Raw genomic sequence first — 15,930 nt, 5'->3', positions numbered from 1 at the left:
TTTCGGACTTTTGGTGCAGGGTTGGCGCCTCGGGGCGGCCCCGCGAGCGCCCGTCAGACCTCGGGGCGCAGCATCGGCGGGTTCAGCAGCGTGGCCCCACCAGCGCGGAACAGCTGGGCGGGGCGCCCGCCCTGACGGGTCGTGGTCCCGCCCGTGGGCACCAGGAAGCCGGGCGTGCCGGTCACCTTGCGGTGGAAGTTGCGCGGGTCGAGCGCCACGCCCCAGACCGCCTCGTACACCCGGCGCAGCTCGCCGACCGTGAACTCGGGCGGGCAGAAGGCCGTCGCGAGCGAGGAGTACTCGATCTTGGAGCGGGCCCGCTCCACCCCGTCCGCCAGGATCTTCGCGTGGTCGAAGGCGAGCGGCACCGGCTCGCCCTCCCGCTCGGCCGTGCCGTCCTCGCCGAGCAGCTCCTCCACCGGCGCCCAGCGCGCGCTGTTGGCGTCGCCGCCGGCCCGCGGCGCGGGCAGGTCCGGGGCGAGCGCGAGGTGGGCCACGCTGACCACCCGCATCCGCGGATCGCGGTCGGGCGCCCCGTACGTCGCCAGCTGCTCCAGGTGCGCGCCGTGCCCGGCCACCGGCTCCGGCTCGGGCGCCCCCGGCTCGTGCACGCACAGTCCGGTCTCCTCGACCAGTTCCCGCGCGGCGGCCGCGTCGAGGTCCTCGTCGTCCCGGACGAACCCGCCGGGCAGCGCCCAGCGGCCCTGGAAGGGCGCCTCCCCCCGTTTCACGATCAGCGCGCACAGCGCATGGCGCCGCACGGTGAGGACGACCAGATCGACGGTGACAGCGAAGGGCGGAAAGGCCGACGGGTCGTAGGGAGACATGCCCGCGATCATAGTCGTCTTCCTGACGATAAACACGCCCGCCGGAAGGATCCGCCTCCACTTCTTCGCGCGACTCCCCCTCAGACTCCCAGCTGAAGACCGGGAGCGGCCTCCTCCACCATGCCGAGGCCCAGTCGGCCGACGCGCGCCGCGAAGGGTTCGCCGGCCACGACGAGACCGGAGAGCCGGAGCTCGCCGAGCGGCGAGGACCGCAGCGGCGCGAGGGTGACCGTGCGGCCCGGGGCGTCCGGACGGACGCCGAGGACGCTCGCCAGGAGGTGCACCCCGGCGGCAGCCGCCACCGCGGCCGGTCGGCACGCCGCCGGATGCGGCACCGGCGGTGCGCCCGGGGTGCGCCGCTCCCCCGCGTACATCTCCGGCAGCCTCAGACCGAAGGCCTCCGCCGCGTCGAGCACCCCGCGCAGCAGCGCCCCCGCCTCCCGCTCGTGCCCGGCGCCGGCGAGTCCCGCGACGGCGACCGCCGTCTCGTGCACCCGCACCGCGCCCGAGCGGTGCCCGAACGGGCTGTAGCCGGGCTCCTTCTCGCCGAGGCCCCGCAGCCCCCAGCCGGAGTCGAGCGCGGGCGCGGCGAGCAGCCGGGCCAGGCGCTCGGTCCGCGCCTTGTCGAGCAGCCCGGCGGCCCGGCGCCCGGCGTCGGCGAGGCCGGTGTCGAGCAGGTGCGCGGCCCAGCCGCCCAGGTGGGGCAGCGGGCGCCCGTCGGGCAGCAGGGCGAGCAGCGGCCGCCCGCCGGCCGGGTCGTCCTGCCAGAACCGCTCGCGGAACCGGGCCCGCAGCGCCCTCGCCCACTCCCGCCAGGCCTCGCCGCCGGGCCGCCCGCAGGCGTCCAGGAGGTCGGCGCCGAGCACGGCAGCCCGGTGCGCGTGGGCCTGGGTCTCGGCCCGCGCGGGTCCGGAGGGCCACGGGTCCGGCACGAACCCGGCACCGTCCACGGCGCCGCGCAGCCAGTCCAGGCACCGCTCGGCGGCGGGCAGCAGCTCGGCGAGGTCCTGCTCGGGCAGGCCCCAGCGGCGGGCCTCGGCGAGCACGACGGGGAAGGCGAGGGTGGCCTCGACACCGGTGCAGCGGGGCGGAAGGAGCGGACCGGCGTCCCGCAGCGGACCCGGAACGCGCCCGGACTCCGGCCCCGGGCCCGGGAGTTGGGTGCGGGCGAGGGCGCGCAGGGTGGTGGCGGCGAGCCGGGTGCCGAGCGGAAGGGCCATCCGGGCGGCCCACAGCGCCTCGGCGGTGACGGGCCCCATGCGCCAGGGGACGCCGGCCGCCAGGTGCACGTCGGCGGGATGCGCGGGATCCCGCTGGAGCAGGGCGCGCAGGTCCGCGACGCAGGCCCGCAGCAGCGGCCCGACGCGCGGGTCGTCGCCCTCGGCGACGGCGTCGGCGAGGAGGTGTCCGCCGGGCCTTCCCGCCCCGGCGGCCTGGGTCCGGCCGGCGCGCTCGCGGCGGACCCGGAGGGTGAGGGTGAAGGGGGCACCGGGGGCGGGCTCGGCGTCCCAGCGCAGCAGTCCGGCGGCGGCCAGCGCCTCGCTGGGCGCCGGTTCGGCGAGGACGCTGACGGCGGTGCCGTCGGGGGCGGTCCAGCGCAGTCCGCTGCCGTGGACGCTTGCGGTGAGCTCGGGCCCGGGGCAGCCGGCCGCCACCGCGCCCAGGTCCGCGAGATCCGTGCCCAGAGCGAGCTCCACCGGGATGCGCACCGGCCTGGGCGCGGAGCTGCGGACCGTGAGGCGTTCGGTGCCGTCGGCGTCGCGGGTGCGTTCGACGACGAGGCCGGGGTCGGGGCCGAGGTCTCCGGGGCCGCGCAGCACGCCGAGGAACTCGGCCCGTTCCGCGCCGTCCGCACGGCTTCGGAGCGGGACCGGCTCGCGTCCGGCGACGCGCAGGACACAGCGGGCGAGCAGCCGGCGGCCGTGCTGGTAGACGCCTTCGAGGCCGGTGCCGGTGAGCTGGCCGTGCCGGGGGCTGACGGCGAGGGCGGGCAGGGCGACGCCGACGAGGGTGTCGTGCACGGCCGGCGGCTCGCCGGGGCGGGCCGCCCCCGCGCCGGGCAGGGGCGGATGTCCGGCTGCGGGTCCGGGGACCTGGGCGGTACTGGGGGCCATGACGGGTCTGCGGCGCTCTCTGTGCGGTCCGGGCGGTGCGGCCGGGCCCGGGCGGCGTCCTCACCGGGCCCGGTCGGGCGGCCCCGGCGGTCCGCCCGACCGGCCGTGCAACGGCGGTCCCGCTCCCGCACGACCGCCACCCACGTGAACGCCCCCGCACCCCGCCGAGTCACGCCCCGCCCGAACACGCCGTCCACCTCGCGCTCCGCACCGTCCCGGCCCGCCGGCCGCGCCACGCCGCACGCCGTCCCGGAACCCCGGTCGGCCGAGCCTCCGGACGACGGCCCCGCTCCGCCCCGGGCCCCCGCGGCACCGCCGTCTCCCTGGCACGCCATCCCGCCACGGCCCTCACCCCCCGTTCCTCGTCCGCCCCGGCCGCCGGCCGCGCGTCACCACCGCGCGCCGCGCCGGTCGGGCGGCGAGGGCGCGGCGGCGGGCGGTGGCGGAGGGGGCGCGCAGGGCGGGCTGGTGGGTGGTCCGGCGGGCGCGGCGGCGGGGGTCCGCCGTCGGGGCGGGGCTGTTCGGGGCCGGGTCGTCCGGGGTGCCGGCCTCGGCCGCGAGGCGGGTGTCCCGTTCGCGGCGGAGGCAGACGCGCAGGGCCTCCGGGTCCAGCCCCTCGTTGCACGCCTGGTGCAGGAGGCGGGCGAAGAGGTAGTCGGGGTCGGCCTCCAGGGCGAGGCCGAGGGCAACCCGGGCGGAGGGCTCGTCGCCGGTGGACCAGGCGACCCAGCCGGCCAGGGTGAGCGGGGCCGCCGCGTACTCCTGGTAGGGCGGCACGCAGCGCCGGGACACCGCGCGCCACAGCCGGAGCGCGGGCGCGGCCTCGGGGCCCTCCATCCACTCGGCGGCCCGGTCGCGGGTGTCGCGGTCCTGGAGGCCGAGGATGAGGGTGGCGGCCTCGTCGGGCGAGAGCAGCGCGTCGTCCCGGTCGTCGGCGGTCACGGGGCCGGTCAGGGCGGCCGTGAGCCCGGGCGGCAGGTGGGCGCCGCCGGAGAGGGGCCGGGGCGCCGGGTCCTCCGGTGCGGCGGCGAACCGGTCGAGCAGGCGGCGGGCGAGCCCGAGGGTGGTCTCGCGGGTCTCGCGCCGCCCGTGGCCGCTCGCCGGGGCGTCCAGGATCCTCGGCACGATGACCGTCGCCGCCTCGTTCAGAGCGGCGCGCTGCGCCGCGTCGTCCTCGGTGCGGGGCTTGAGCCGGGCCTCCATGTCCTTGAGGGTGCCGCGCACCTGGATGCCGGCGTAGGCGGCGGAGGCGGCCATGACCGAGGTGCCGGAGAGGGCGAGGGGCGTGCCGTCCGGCGGGCAGCAGCGGGGGTCCGGGCAGCAGTAGGAGAAGTAGAGCCCGTCGGAGATGCAGAGGGCTTCGAGGACCGGGACGTCGAGCGCGCCGCAGGCGGTGCGCAGCCGCTGGGCGAAGGGGCGCAGCCGCTCCATGACGTGCCGGGCGGTCTCGCCGGGTCGGGGGTCCTGGCAGAGGAAGACGACGATGCCGTCGGGCCGCTCGCCGCGGCGGCCGGCGCCCTCGACGAGGCAGTCGGCCAAGTGGCCGGCGGTGGCGGGCCATTCGCGCGGCGAGCCGGGGATGCCGACCCTGACCCGCCCGCCGAAGCGCCCGTGCTCGCCGTGGAGCGCGACGAGGACGACGGAGTCGCTGGGGTGGAAGCCGAGCATGAAGGGCAGCGCGTCGGCGAGCTCGGCGGGGCCGCGCAGGGTGATCTGCTGGGGTGCGGAGGAGTCGTGGGATTCATGGCGGTTCGTGTTCATGGTCACGACGGTCCCGCGATCTCCGCGATCGCGAAACCCCTGTGGATAACTCCTGGTTGACGGGGCTTCGGGAGTTTTCCACAGGCCGGGTCCGGGGGGTCGCGCCCGGCCGCCCGATGCGCTTCGATGGAAGACCGGCACCCGCTCGGAGCCGGCACCCGCCCGGACCCGGCAACGCGCCCGGTTCGACCCCCGGCCCGGGCCGGCGCCGGGCGCGCCGGTCAGCCTGCCGCGGCCAGCACCAGTGGCAGCACGGGCCCGCTGCCGGCGCGGCGGAGCAGGCGGGCGGCGACGGCGAGGGTCCAGCCGGAGTCGGTGGAGTCGTCGACGAGGAGGACCGGGCCGGGGGCCTCGCGCAGGGCAGCGGCCAGCTCGGCGGGCACGTCGAGGGCACCGGACAGGGCCCGCAGGCGCTGCGCGGAGTTGCTGCGCCGGGCGGCGTGGGCGCCCTCCTCCGTGACGTACGCGAGGGTCCCGAGGAAGGGCAGTCGGCCCACGGTGGCGATGCCGTGCGCCAGCGAGCCGACCAGCTGCGGCCGGGACAGCGAGGGCAGGGCCACGACGCCCACCGGGCGCTCCGGGGCGTCCGGGGCGCCGGAGGCCCAGCCGCCGGGCGAGCGGGCCCAGTCGGCGAGGACCGCGACGGCGGCCCGCAGCACGTCGTCCGGGACGGGGCCGTCCGGCGCGTGCTCGGCGAGCAGCGGGCGCAGCCGGTTGCCCCAGCCGATGTCGGAGAGGCGGCCGAGGGCGCGGCCCGGGGAGCACTGCTCGCCCGCCGGGATCCGGCCCTTGAGGTCGACGCCGAGGGCGGGCATGCCGGTGGGCCACATGCGCCGGGGCTCGATCTCGACGCCGGGGCGGTCGAGTTCCTTCTCGGCGGCCGTCAGGGTCTCCGCGGAGACGGAGGAATCGGCCCAGGGGCCCGCGCAGTTGTCGCAGCGGCCGCACGGGACGGCGCCCTCGTCGTCCAGCTGGCGGCGCAGGAACTCCATGCGGCAGGCGGTGCTGCTCACGTAGTCGCGCATGGCCTGCTGCTCGGCGGCGCGCTGCCGGGCGACCCAGGCGTACCGCTCCGCGTCGTACACCCAGGGGTTGCCGGTGGCGATCCAGCCGCCCTTGACGCGCTTGACGGCCCCGTCCACGTCGAGCACCTTCAGCATCGTCTCCAGGCGGCTGCGGCGCAGGTCGACGGCGGCTTCCAGGGCCGGCACGGACAGCGGGCGGCCCCCGGCCTCCTCCAGGGCGGCGAGGGTCTGGCGGACCAGGGCCTCCGGCGGGAAGGCGGTGTCGGCGAAATAGCGCCAGATCGCCTCGTCCTCCTTGCCGGGCAGCAGCAGCACGTCGGCGTGGTCGACGCCGCGGCCGGCCCGGCCCACCTGCTGGTAGTAGGCGATCGGGGAGGAAGGCGAACCGAGGTGCAGGACGAAGCCGAGGTCCGGCTTGTCGAATCCCATGCCGAGGGCGGAGGTGGCGACCAGCGCCTTGACCCGGTTCCGAAGGAGGTCGGACTCGGCCTGGAGCCGGTCGGCGTTCTCCGTGCGGCCGGTGTAGGAGGCGACCGCGAAGCCGCGCTGCCGGAGGTAGGCGGTGGCCTCCTCGGCGGCGGCCACGGTCAGCGCGTAGACGATGCCGGAGCCGGGCAGCTCGTCCAGGTGCTCGGCGAGCCAGGCCAGCCGGTGGGCGGCGTCCGGCAGCCGCACCACGCCGAGCCGGAGGCTCTCCCGCTCCAGCGTGCCGCGCAGCACCAGGGCCTCGCCCGCGCCCGTGCCGAGCTGCTCGGCGACGTCGGCGGTCACCCGCGCGTTCGCCGTGGCCGTGGTCGCGAGGACCGGCACGCCGGGCGCGAGCTCGGTCAGCATGGCCCGCAGGCGGCGGTAGTCGGGCCGGAAGTCGTGTCCCCAGTCGGAGATGCAGTGCGCCTCGTCGACCACGAGGAGACCGGTGGTGGCGGCGAGCTTGGGCAGCAACTGTTCGCGGAAGTCGACGGAGTTGAGGCGCTCCGGGCTGACCAGCAGGACGTCCGTCCCGCCCCGCTCGACCTCCTCGTGGATCGCCTCCCACTCCTCCGGGTTGGCCGAGTTGATGGTGCGGGCGCGGATGCCGGCCCGCTCCGCCGCCTCGACCTGATTGCGCATCAGGGCGAGCAGCGGGGAGACGATCACGGTGGGTCCGGCGCCGCGGCGGCGCAGCAGCGCGGTGGCCACGAAGTAGACCGCGGACTTGCCCCAGCCGGTGCGCTGCACCACCAGCGCGCGCCGGCGGTCCTCGACCAGGGCCGAGACCGCCTGCCACTGGTCCTCGCGCAGTCTGGCCGCGCCGCCCGGGTCGCCGACGAGCTCGGCGAGGACGGCGTCTGCTTCGGTCCGGAGGTCCAGGTTGTCCATGCCCCCATGCAACCCGATGGCACTGACAATCGGCCACTTCACCCCCCGTGACGGACGGTGACCCCGCGCGCTCCCCGTCAGACGTCCGTTCGCGGAACGGAGCGTGAACAATGGGCAACTGGGCAGGGATATGAGAGTCATACCGGTGGATTCCAGTCAGCGGCGCCAATTGCTCGTTGCCGCCCGCGCACGGGCCAGGGAAGAATTGCTCACACACCCCGCACGCCCAACGCGGCCCGTTGGCCGTGCCGTGGTGCGCCCTCATCCGACCCTGCCCGCGGAGCGGGCGCGTATCCGAAGGGAGGATCGTGACCCTCGGATTCGCTCCGCCCTCGACCGCTCCGTCGACCTCGTCGTCCGGGTCGGCCAGCCGCCTCGCTCGGATGCTCGAACCGGCCGAGTGGGCAGCCGCCGGGATCCCGCTCCTGCGCAATCCGCGCGAGGTCGTCAGCGGCCTGCACTCCCGTCACAGCCCCACGCCGACCACGGCCGTGGTCGCGGTGCTCGACCACGAGGAACGGCTCGCGGCCAGCGCCTCGTTCACCCGCCGGGCCGTACCGGCGGACGGCTGGGAGTTCCGCAACGCGCTCCTCGCCCACCTGCGCCGGGTCGTCCCGCACGACCTGCGCCGGCGTGCGCCGGTGCGCACGGCGGTGCTGCTCTACTGCCGCGAGGGAGACGAGCGCTGGACCGAGGAGGACGGCGCCTGGATGTGGGGCCTGCGCGACGCGTGCACCCTGCACGGGCTGCGCTGCGGGGCGTACATCACGCTGACCGGCGGCGGCTGGCAGGTGCTCGGCGAGGGGCGGGGCGGGCGCAGGCCCAGCTCCGACTCGAAGCCGGCGCCGCTGGGCGCGGACCCCGCACTCGACCGCCTGGTGCCGCGGATCGCGAGCGGCGCCCCCGAGCCCCTGCGCCGGGCCGCGGCCCGCTGACCCACTGGGGCCCACGCGGTGCCCACTGACCCGCTTCCGCCGAGGGCCCGGCGTCGGGCCTCGGCGCCTGCGACACGACGATGCGACGGTACGAGGCCGGGGCCGGGTGCGTACGAGCACGACCCCGCCGCCGTACGACGGGCGCCGGCCGCCCCGTCACGCCACGCGCGCGTGGAGCCCCCGTACGGGACGGGTGCCGGGCACGGCCGGCCCGCCGGGTGACCCGGCCGGTGGGCGGCCGGGACCCGAGCGGGCGGGGCCGGTCGGGGTCAGACGCCGGCGCCGAGCGCGGCGTTGACCCGCTGCGGGTCGCCGCAGACGATCAGCAGGGCGGTGGCGCGGCGCAGCGCCTCGGGCAGCCGGCGGGCGACGTCCTCGTCGGTGCCGCCGTTGACCGCGACGACCACCACGGGACGGGCGGCGGCCCGGTCCACGGCGGCGGCGTCCGCGAAGAACACGTCCTCGCGGGTGTCCTGCTGCGCCCAGTAGGCGGCCTCACCGAAGGACAGCTCGTGGGCCGTCCAGGGGTGCTGCTCGCCGGTCGTGAGCACCAGGACGTCACCGGGCGCGCGGCCGTTGTCCAGGAGCAGGTCCACCGCTTCCTCGGCGGCGTCGACGGCTCCGTCGACGGGCGCGGGGATCAGCTGGATCTGCGGCTCGGTCCGCTGGTCGGAACGATTCTCCGCACGGGCGGCGGGGGAAGCGGCTCCGGCAGCGGGCGGGCGCGGCGCCGGCGGTGCGGGCCTGGCCGGGCCGGGGCCGGGACGCCCGGGGCGCGGAGAGGCCGCGGAACGCGGGCCGGGTACGGGTCGGGGGGTCGGCACGGGGCGGCCTGCGGCCGCGGTCGCGCGGGGACCCTGGGCACTCTCGTGAATCTGAGGCTCCTCGGGGATGAGAGGCATGGGTGGATGTCTATCAAACGCCGTCGCAAGGGGCTCGGGCGGGTGGGCGCACAGGGGCGCCCCGACTCCTCGCACGGTTCCGTCGGGGGGTTTCCCCGGAGTCCCGCCGGACATGCCAGAAGCCGGAAGATCAGGGTCGGACCGGGGACCCGGCCGGAAGGGTCCGGGGGCCGGAGGGATCCGGCCGGCCCGGAGGGCTCTACGGGCCGGCTCCGCGGGCCCGTGAGACCCGTGGGCCGCCAGGGGCTCGCCGGGCGCGCGCGGGCGCGGGGGGCGGAAGGGGTCCGAACGGTGGGAAGGTCAGAAGTCGAAGCCGAGTTGACCCCCGCTTTCGAGTGCGGCGGCCTCGGCCGAGAGGCGGACCTTCTTGAGGTGGCGCCAGCGGGGCATCGCGTCGAGATAGGCCCAGGAGAGGCGGTGGTACGGGGTGGGCCCCAGCTCCTCCAGGGCGGCCTTGTGGACCGGCGAGGGGTAGCCGGCGTTGGCGTCGAAGGCGTAGGCCGCGTACGGCCCGGTCACGCCCTCCAGTCCGGCCATCAGGGTGTCGCGGCGCACCTTGGCGATCACGGAGGCGGCGGCCACGGCGACGCACGACTGGTCGCCCTTGATCACCGTACGGACCTGCCAGGGGCTGCCCAGGTAGTCGTGCTTGCCGTCGAGGATGACCGCGTCGGGGCGGACGGGCAGGCCCTCCAGGGCGCGCACGGCGGCCAGCCGGAGGGCGGCGGTCATGCCGAGCTCGTCGATCTCGGCGGGCGAGGCGTCGCCCAGCGCGTACGCGGTGACCCAGCCCTCCAGTTCGAGCGCGAGCTCGGTGCGGCGCTTGGGGGTGAGGAGCTTGGAGTCGGTGAGCCCGGCGGGCGGGCGGCGCAGGCCGGTGACGGCGGCGCACACGGTGACGGGCCCGGCCCATGCCCCGCGTCCGACCTCGTCGACACCGGCAACGATCCTGGCGCCGGTGGTGGCCCGGATCGAACGCTCGACGGTGTGGGTGGGTGGTTCGTACGGCATGGCGCTGACAGGTTACGCCGATCGATACCTCCCTCGGTACCCGGATTCCCCTTCGCCCTCCCCGCCGCCGCTCCGGCCGGGGCGGAACCGGCCGGAACCGGCCGGTCGGAGCGACCGGCTCCGGAAGCGGTCCGGCGCCGCCTCCTTCGCTGCCGCACACCCTGGAGGGGGAAGCGAAGACAGCGGGAAAACGGCGCCGGGAGCGAGATGTTCACACGTCACCCCGTATGACCCGACCGCGTCCGCATCGCGTTCGCGAAGCAGGGTCAGGGTCGTTCCGGAAGGCGGCCACGGGGTGTGAAGTGGCCACTCCTCAGGGCGCGTAGGGGTCCGCGTCGGGGGCGTAAGGGTCCGCGTCGGGGGCGTAGGGGTCGTCCTCCGGGTCGTAGTCCTCCTCGCGGGTGGGGTCGCCGCAGTAGGCGCGGGAGCTCGCGGGGCGGCGTTCGAGGATCTCGCGGGCGCGGGCCTCGGAACGGCTGGTCGCGAACCAGGCGGGCTCCTCCGTGTCCTCGAAGCGGTCGGCGAGCCCGGACAGCGCGCAGGTGCGCAGCTGCTCGGGGAGCCGGTCGAGGGCCGGTGCGGCGTCGGCGGACAGACCGGCGAGGTACCGCACGTCGATCTTGTGGTCGCGCTCGTAGCGCTGGACGTTCTGCTCGGCGATCACGGCGTCCGGCTGGATCAGTCCGAAGGCGAGCACGAAGCCGGCGGCGCTCGCGGCGATGGCGCGGGGCAGCAGGCGGGCGCCCCAGATCCCGGCGGCCATGATCAGCAGGATCGCCACCCCGAGCCAGATCTCCATGGCGGCCACCGAGATGCGCAGCCGGGTGAGGCCGTACGCGTCCACGTACAGGTCCATGCGGCGCAGCGCCGAGGCGACCACGACCAGCGTGAGCACGCACAGCGTGCCGAGCACCGAGCGGACCAGGCGGGTGTCGCCGGGGGTGCCGCGGGGCGCCCAGCGCAGCGCGAGGCCGATCACCACGAGGGTGAGCAGGGTGGCGAAGAGCAACTGCCAGAAGCCCTGGCGGGCGTATTCGGAGTAGCTGAGGCCGGTCTCGCTGAGCACCTTGCGGTAGCCGCCGAAGAGCACCGTGAGCTGGATGGCGTTGAAGGCGGCGAAGAGCAGACAGAGGACGACGAGCGGAAGTGCCCATTCCAGGCGGGCGCGGGGACGGCCCGGGGCGAAGGCGAGCCGGTCCCAGCGCAGCGGGGCGGCGGCGGTGCGGGCGACGGCGATCGCGCCGAACAGGCCGATCAGGAAGCAGAGCAGCCGCCAGGGCGCCTGGTCGAGGGATATGTCGGGGATCAGCCCGCCGAGGAGGTCGGCGAAGGCGGCGTCGGCGCCGGCGAACAGGGCGCCGAAGACCACGAGCAGGCCCAGGGCGATCAGGATCGGGCGCAGCAGCGCGCCGAAGCGGCCCGGCGCGCCGCCCGCGCCCTGCCGCATGCCCTGCCAGATCCACGGCATGCCGCTGCCCATGGAGTCGAAGAGGCCGAGCGGTGCGAAGAGCATGCTCGGCCAGCCGCGGCCGCCGTGCAGCGCGTAGCCGGTGAGGCCGAGGGTGGTGACGACGGCGAGGAAGGTGGGCCAGCCCGCGTCGCTGAGGACGGGGACGACGAGCAGCGCGGCGCCGCCGACGGCCCACACCAGCGTCCAGGGGCGCAGCCGGCGGCCGGCCGCGCGGGCGGCGAGGGCGCCGGCCGCGGTGGCGGGCACGGCCACGAGCAGCAGGTTGGCGCCGGCGCCGCCGCTGAGGAGCAACGCGGCGGCCACGGCGGTGGCCACGACCGCCCACAGCGTGGCGGAGTTCGGCCGGGCCGGAACCGGCGGCCGCAGCTTGCTCGGCTGCGGCTTCCGGTGCGGCGCCCAGGCCTGGTACGGGGCGTACGCGCCCTGCGGGTAGCCCGCTCGCGCGTGCCCACCGGCCCCTGGGTGGCCGCCGGGCGGATACGCGCCGGGCGGCGGCGCCACGGCGACGGGCCGGCCCGTCGGGGCGCCGCCGGGAGGAGTGGCCCACACGCCCGCCGAGGCCGCGGCCCGCGGACCGGCGGGCGCACCGGCCGGCGGGGCCGCACCGCTCGGCGATCCGCTCGGGGGGCCGCTCGGCGGCGGGCTGTCCACGGGCTGCGCGGACGGCTTGCCCGCGGCGGACGGCCGCTCGGGCGACCGGTCTACGGACGGCCGGTCCGCGGACGGCCGGTCCACCGGCGGCTGGCCCGCCGGCGACGGCTGCTCGGACGGCTGGTCCGCGGGCGACGACCGCTCCGCGGACGGCCGGTCCACCGGCGACTGGTCCGCCGGCGACGGCTGCTCGGACGGCTGGTCCACGGGCGACGACCGCTCCGCGGACGGCCGGTCCACCGGCGACTGGTCCGCCGGCGACGGCTGCTGGGACGGCTGGTCCACGGGCGACGACCGCTCCGCGGACGGCCGGTCCACCGGCGACTGGTCCGCCGGCGACGGCTGCTCGGACGGCTGGTCCGCGGGCGGCTGCTCGGACGGCTGGTCCGCGGATGGTGTGTCGGTCACGGGGCCCCTCCCGGCCCGGCGCGCGGGGCCGTGCGGCCCGCCGCGTCCCGGGCGTCTCGTCGGCACGCTGCTTGTCATGATCAGCGCTGCGAGTGGCCGACTTTAACGGCGGGAGCCCGCACCGGACCGGCCCGGGGGCGGCTGTGGCAGGACCGTGACACAGCCGGAGCGGCCAGGTCCGGAAGAACCGGACCATTCGCCCGGGCGGGAGCGAAGCCGCGCAGGACCTTGCGGGCAGGTCCCTACGGGCGGGGCGCCTCCGGCAGCCAGTCGGGCAGGTCCTCGGTCTGTTCCAGCCAGGCGGCGGGCGGGGTGCCGCCGGGGCCGGCCGCGACGACGCCGCAGGCGATGGCGCAGGTGGTGTCGACGTCGCCGCCGACTCCGGCGGTCGTCCAGAAGACCCGCTCGAAGTCGCCGAGGCCGCGGGCGGCGGACCAGAGCGCGAAGGGCACGGTGTCGTGGGCGCTGGTGCGCCGGCCGCTGCCGAGGACGGCGGCGACGGTGCCGGCGTCCCCGTAGTCGAGCATGTCGCGGGCCCGGCGCAGGCCGGCCCCGACCGCACTGCGCGGGATGAGCGCGATGACGCCGTCGAGCAGCGCCTCGGGCGTCGGCGGGCCGCCGGGGTCGGCGGCGAGGGCGGCGGCAGCGGCGACGGCCATGGTGCCGACGACGGCCTCGCGGTGCTGGTGCGTGGTGTACGCGGAGATCTCGGCCTGGTGGGTGGCCTGCTCCGGGTCGTCGGCGTACCAGGCTCCGAGCGGCGCGATCCGCATGGCGGCGCCGTTGCCCCAGGAGCCCTGCCCGTTGAAGAGCTCGGCCGCGAGCTGCCGCCAGTCCCCGCCCTCGCGCACGAGCCGGAGCATGCGGTTGACGGCCGGGCCGTAGCCGCGGTCGAAGTCGTGGTGGTGGGCGAAGGACCGCGCGAGGGCGTCCTGGTCGATGCGTCCGTGCTCGGCGAGCACGGCCAGGACCGAGCAGGCCATCTCCGTGTCGTCGGTCCACTGCCAGGGGCCGGTCGGCGGCTCGTGCCGCTTGAGCAGCGGATAGTGGGCGGGGACGAAGTACTGGGAGCCCAGGGCGTCTCCCACGGACAGCCCGCGCAGGCTGGCCAGGGCGCGGGCGAAGCGCCGGTCGAGAGTGGAGTCAGGGGTCATCGACCAGCCACTCTATCCGGTGGGACCGTACGGTTCCGGGGTACGCCAGCGTTCGAAGGGCCGGTCGAGGCGGTATTTCCCGTCGGGGCCGAGCAGCAGGCAGCGGGTCTCGCCGTTGCCCGGGTTGGACAGCGACTCGAACTCGGCGACCGACCAGTGGAACCAGCGCATGCAGAAGAGGCGCATGGTCAGTCCGTGGGTGACGAGCAGGACGTTCGGGGGGTGGTCGGGGGCCTCGAAGCTCCGGTAGAGGCTCTCCAGGAAGGCGCCCACCCGGTCGTAGACGTCGGCGCCGGACTCGCCCTGGGCGAAGCGGTAGAAGAAGTGGCCGTAGGCGTCGCGGTAGGCCTTCTGGAGGCGCACGTCGTCGCGTTCCTGCCAGTTTCCCCAATCCTGCTCGCGCAGCCGGGGCTCCTCGCGGACCCGGACCCGGGCGGGGTCGAGCCGGAGGGCGCGCAGGGTCTCGTGGGTGCGGCGGTACGGGGAGACGTAGACGCTGACCGCCTCGTCGCCGAACATCTCCCGCAGCCGCTCCCCCGTCGCCTCGGCCTGGCGCCAGCCGGTGCCGGTGAGCCGGAGGGCGTGGTCCGGCTCGCGCTCGTACACCGTGTCGTCCACGTTGCCCTCGGATTCGCCGTGCCGTACGAGGACGATGCGCCGTGGTCGTGCCATGGCTCGACCCTAGACAACGTTCCTCCGGACGGCTCAGCGGGCCGGGGGTCCGGCGGCCATCCGGTGGACCCGGCCGGTTCCGGTACGGGAACGGCGGCGCCGCGGCGGAGGGGCCCGGCGGGGTCAGACCGCCCAGGCGGGTTCGAGCTGCACCACGTCGCCGCTCATCGCGGCGACGTCCGCCTCGGTCTGGGCGCGCAGGCCGAGCCGTTCGATCCGCTCGACCCGGTACTTGCCGTGCTCCGCCGCCGAGTTCCACATCGACAGGACCAGGAACTCGTGGCCGGGCGCCTCGCCGAACAGGCCCCGGAGCATGCCGGGCGACCCTGCCATCGCCGGGTTCCACACCTTCTCCTGCATCAGCGCGAAGTGCTCGACCCGCTCCTCGTGCACCCGGCAGTGGGCGACCCGGGCGACGTCGGCGTCGGCGAAGCGCGGCTCGAAGCCGGTCTTCACGTCGAAGCGGTGGTCGAACAGCTTGACCTGGGCGTTCCGGAAGGTGCCGACCTGGGCGGCGGCCAGCCGGTCGTGGGAGCGCGCCATGAAGGAGTCGTAGAAGGCCCTGCTCTCCCAGAACGCGAAGACGTGGGCGACGTCCGGCCGTCGCCGGCTCCATCCGCCGCCCTGTCCCCGGAACCCCGGCTCACCGAGCAGCCCCGCCCACTTCCGCTGCCCCCGCTCGAACCCTCGACGGTCCACCACGGTGCAGCGAATCCACTTGACCAGCACCGCGCCATCGTACGGGGCGGAGCGACGCCCCGTCAGACCTCCGGGGAGTCCGCCCTCGGCAGGGCGGCGAGCTCCTCGTCGTCCAGTTCGATTCCGAACAGGCCGGTGAGCACCGCCGGCAACTCCTGGGCCCCGATCCGGCGTTCCTCCCGGCTGCCGTCGGCGCGCACCGACATGAGGCCGTCGCGGACCAGCGCGTGCCGCACGGCGGCGCCCGGCCGGTGGGCCACCACCTGCCCGACGAAGCGGGAGCGCGGGTGGCTGGAGCTGTAGTGGTTCATGAGCTCGAAGTCGACCGGGTGGAGCGGATGCGGGGCGAAGGAGTAGAGGTCGGTCCAGCCCTCCGGGCGCAGCGTGCGCAGCACGCGGACGCCGTCCGCCTCGGTGCCGATGCCGTAGACCCATCCGTCCTGCTCGACGCGCGCCCCGTCGGCGAGCGGCACCGGCTCCAGCGGGCCCTGCCAGCCGAAGCCCGCGTCGGCCAGCCAGGGGCGCCCGTCGACGGTGACGACGAGCAGCGCGTGGGTGATCGGGGTCAGCGCGGGGCCTCGGGTGCGGTTGCGGGCGCCGCGTCCCGCCACCATGAAGCCGATCCGCTCCAGGGCGGCGGCGAGCAGCGAGTTCTGCTCGTAGCAGTAGCCGCCGCGGCGGCGGGCGACCATTTTGGCCTGGAGGCTCTTCACGTCGAGCGGGATCCGGCGGCCGAGCGCCACGTCCAGGTTCTCGAAGGGCAGGCTCTCCACGTGCGCGCGGTGCACGGCGCGCAGGGTCGCGAGATCCGGGGCGACCGCGCCCGAGTGTCCGATCCGCGCCAGATATGCGTCCAGATCCAGCTCTTCCCCGCCCCACATGCGGCACTCCCCCTCCAGCGATGACATGTTGATCACATGACACCATGAACTGCTCGTCAG

General features: G+C 76.4%; 13 protein-coding genes. 2 read left to right on the top strand and 11 right to left on the bottom strand.

The window, feature by feature from the left end; translation table 11 throughout:
- Positions 1-53: 53 nt before the first annotated feature.
- The 4 genes from ACIGW2_RS19170 to ACIGW2_RS19155 form a co-directional block, all read right to left on the bottom strand.
- Positions 54-827: an NUDIX domain-containing protein gene (locus tag ACIGW2_RS19170; protein WP_391653613.1), complete on the bottom strand. Its 774-nt coding sequence runs from the start codon at positions 825-827 to the stop codon at positions 54-56.
- 80 nt (positions 828-907) lie between these two features.
- Positions 908-2,941 (bottom strand): glycogen debranching N-terminal domain-containing protein, encoded by a 2,034-nt coding sequence (locus ACIGW2_RS19165; protein WP_391653614.1) that lies wholly within the window; start codon positions 2,939-2,941, stop codon positions 908-910.
- Positions 2,942-3,289: 348 nt separating this feature from the next.
- A complete protein-coding gene (locus ACIGW2_RS19160; RefSeq protein ID WP_399844593.1) occupies positions 3,290-4,702 on the bottom strand; it encodes a DUF4192 domain-containing protein in 1,413 nt (470 codons plus the stop codon).
- Positions 4,703-4,923: 221 nt separating this feature from the next.
- Positions 4,924-7,086, bottom strand: coding sequence for a RecQ family ATP-dependent DNA helicase (locus tag ACIGW2_RS19155; protein ID WP_361580488.1), 2,163 nt, complete (start codon positions 7,084-7,086; stop codon positions 4,924-4,926).
- A gap of 308 nt (positions 7,087-7,394) precedes the next feature.
- Between ACIGW2_RS19155 and ACIGW2_RS19150 the strand changes: the two genes are divergently transcribed.
- Entirely contained in the window at positions 7,395-8,021 is a 627-nt protein-coding gene (locus ACIGW2_RS19150; RefSeq protein ID WP_391653616.1) for a hypothetical protein, read from the top strand.
- Positions 8,022-8,290: 269 nt separating this feature from the next.
- On the opposite strand, the gene ACIGW2_RS19145 is transcribed toward ACIGW2_RS19150, so the two are convergent.
- The 3 genes from ACIGW2_RS19145 to ACIGW2_RS19135 all read right to left on the bottom strand — a co-directional run bounded on the left by ACIGW2_RS19145 (position 8,291) and on the right by ACIGW2_RS19135 (position 11,954).
- Entirely contained in the window at positions 8,291-8,923 is a 633-nt protein-coding gene (locus ACIGW2_RS19145; RefSeq protein WP_391653617.1) for a hypothetical protein, read from the bottom strand.
- Positions 8,924-9,223: 300 nt separating this feature from the next.
- Entirely contained in the window at positions 9,224-9,934 is a 711-nt protein-coding gene (locus tag ACIGW2_RS19140) for a ribonuclease HII (protein WP_361580482.1), read from the bottom strand.
- A gap of 313 nt (positions 9,935-10,247) precedes the next feature.
- Positions 10,248-11,954: a DUF4153 domain-containing protein gene (locus ACIGW2_RS19135; RefSeq protein ID WP_391653618.1), complete on the bottom strand. Its 1,707-nt coding sequence runs from the start codon at positions 11,952-11,954 to the stop codon at positions 10,248-10,250.
- On the opposite strand from ACIGW2_RS19135, the gene ACIGW2_RS19130 reads away from it, so the two are divergent.
- On the top strand, positions 11,944-12,570 hold the full coding sequence (locus ACIGW2_RS19130; protein WP_391653619.1) for a hypothetical protein: 627 nt from the start codon (positions 11,944-11,946) through the stop codon (positions 12,568-12,570). The genes ACIGW2_RS19135 and ACIGW2_RS19130 overlap by 11 nt on opposite strands.
- Before the next feature lie 136 nt (positions 12,571-12,706).
- Here ACIGW2_RS19130 and ACIGW2_RS19125 read toward each other — a convergent pair whose 3' ends face one another.
- From ACIGW2_RS19125 to ACIGW2_RS19110, 4 genes are all read right to left on the bottom strand, one after another.
- Complete coding sequence (locus tag ACIGW2_RS19125; protein ID WP_361580478.1) at positions 12,707-13,618, bottom strand: ADP-ribosylglycohydrolase family protein; 912 nt, start codon at positions 13,616-13,618, stop codon at positions 12,707-12,709.
- Between the two features lie 12 nt (positions 13,619-13,630).
- Complete coding sequence (locus tag ACIGW2_RS19120; RefSeq protein WP_356073226.1) at positions 13,631-14,290, bottom strand: histidine phosphatase family protein; 660 nt, start codon at positions 14,288-14,290, stop codon at positions 13,631-13,633.
- 123 nt (positions 14,291-14,413) lie between these two features.
- Positions 14,414-15,019 carry a YdbC family protein gene (locus ACIGW2_RS19115; RefSeq protein WP_361580476.1) on the bottom strand — a complete coding sequence of 202 codons (606 nt, stop codon included), beginning with the start codon at positions 15,017-15,019 and terminating at the stop codon, positions 14,414-14,416.
- 32 nt (positions 15,020-15,051) lie between these two features.
- Positions 15,052-15,897 (bottom strand): arylamine N-acetyltransferase, encoded by an 846-nt coding sequence (locus ACIGW2_RS19110; protein ID WP_399844589.1) that lies wholly within the window; start codon positions 15,895-15,897, stop codon positions 15,052-15,054.
- Positions 15,898-15,930: the final 33 nt, after the last annotated feature.

Source organism: Streptomyces sp. NPDC053541, assembly GCF_044544705.1.
GTDB lineage: Bacteria > Actinomycetota > Actinomycetes > Streptomycetales > Streptomycetaceae > Streptomyces.
Note: the sequence above shows the minus strand (reverse complement) of the source record. Positions and strands in the feature narration are given on the sequence as shown.

What these genes read in the sequence shown, in the direction of transcription:
- ACIGW2_RS19170 (WP_391653613.1), bottom strand. Translation starts at nt 827, where the DNA reads ATGTCTCCCTACGACCCGTCGGCCTTTCCGCCCTTCGCTGTCACCGTC.
- ACIGW2_RS19165 (WP_391653614.1), bottom strand. Translation starts at nt 2,941, where the DNA reads ATGGCCCCCAGTACCGCCCAGGTCCCCGGACCCGCAGCCGGACATCCG.
- ACIGW2_RS19160 (WP_399844593.1), bottom strand. Translation starts at nt 4,702, where the DNA reads ATGAACACGAACCGCCATGAATCCCACGACTCCTCCGCACCCCAGCAG.
- ACIGW2_RS19155 (WP_361580488.1), bottom strand. Translation starts at nt 7,086, where the DNA reads ATGGACAACCTGGACCTCCGGACCGAAGCAGACGCCGTCCTCGCCGAG.
- ACIGW2_RS19145 (WP_391653617.1), bottom strand. Translation starts at nt 8,923, where the DNA reads ATGCCTCTCATCCCCGAGGAGCCTCAGATTCACGAGAGTGCCCAGGGT.
- ACIGW2_RS19140 (WP_361580482.1), bottom strand. Translation starts at nt 9,934, where the DNA reads ATGCCGTACGAACCACCCACCCACACCGTCGAGCGTTCGATCCGGGCC.
- ACIGW2_RS19125 (WP_361580478.1), bottom strand. Translation starts at nt 13,618, where the DNA reads ATGACCCCTGACTCCACTCTCGACCGGCGCTTCGCCCGCGCCCTGGCC.
- ACIGW2_RS19120 (WP_356073226.1), bottom strand. Translation starts at nt 14,290, where the DNA reads ATGGCACGACCACGGCGCATCGTCCTCGTACGGCACGGCGAATCCGAG.
- ACIGW2_RS19110 (WP_399844589.1), bottom strand. Translation starts at nt 15,897, where the DNA reads ATGTCATCGCTGGAGGGGGAGTGCCGCATGTGGGGCGGGGAAGAGCTG.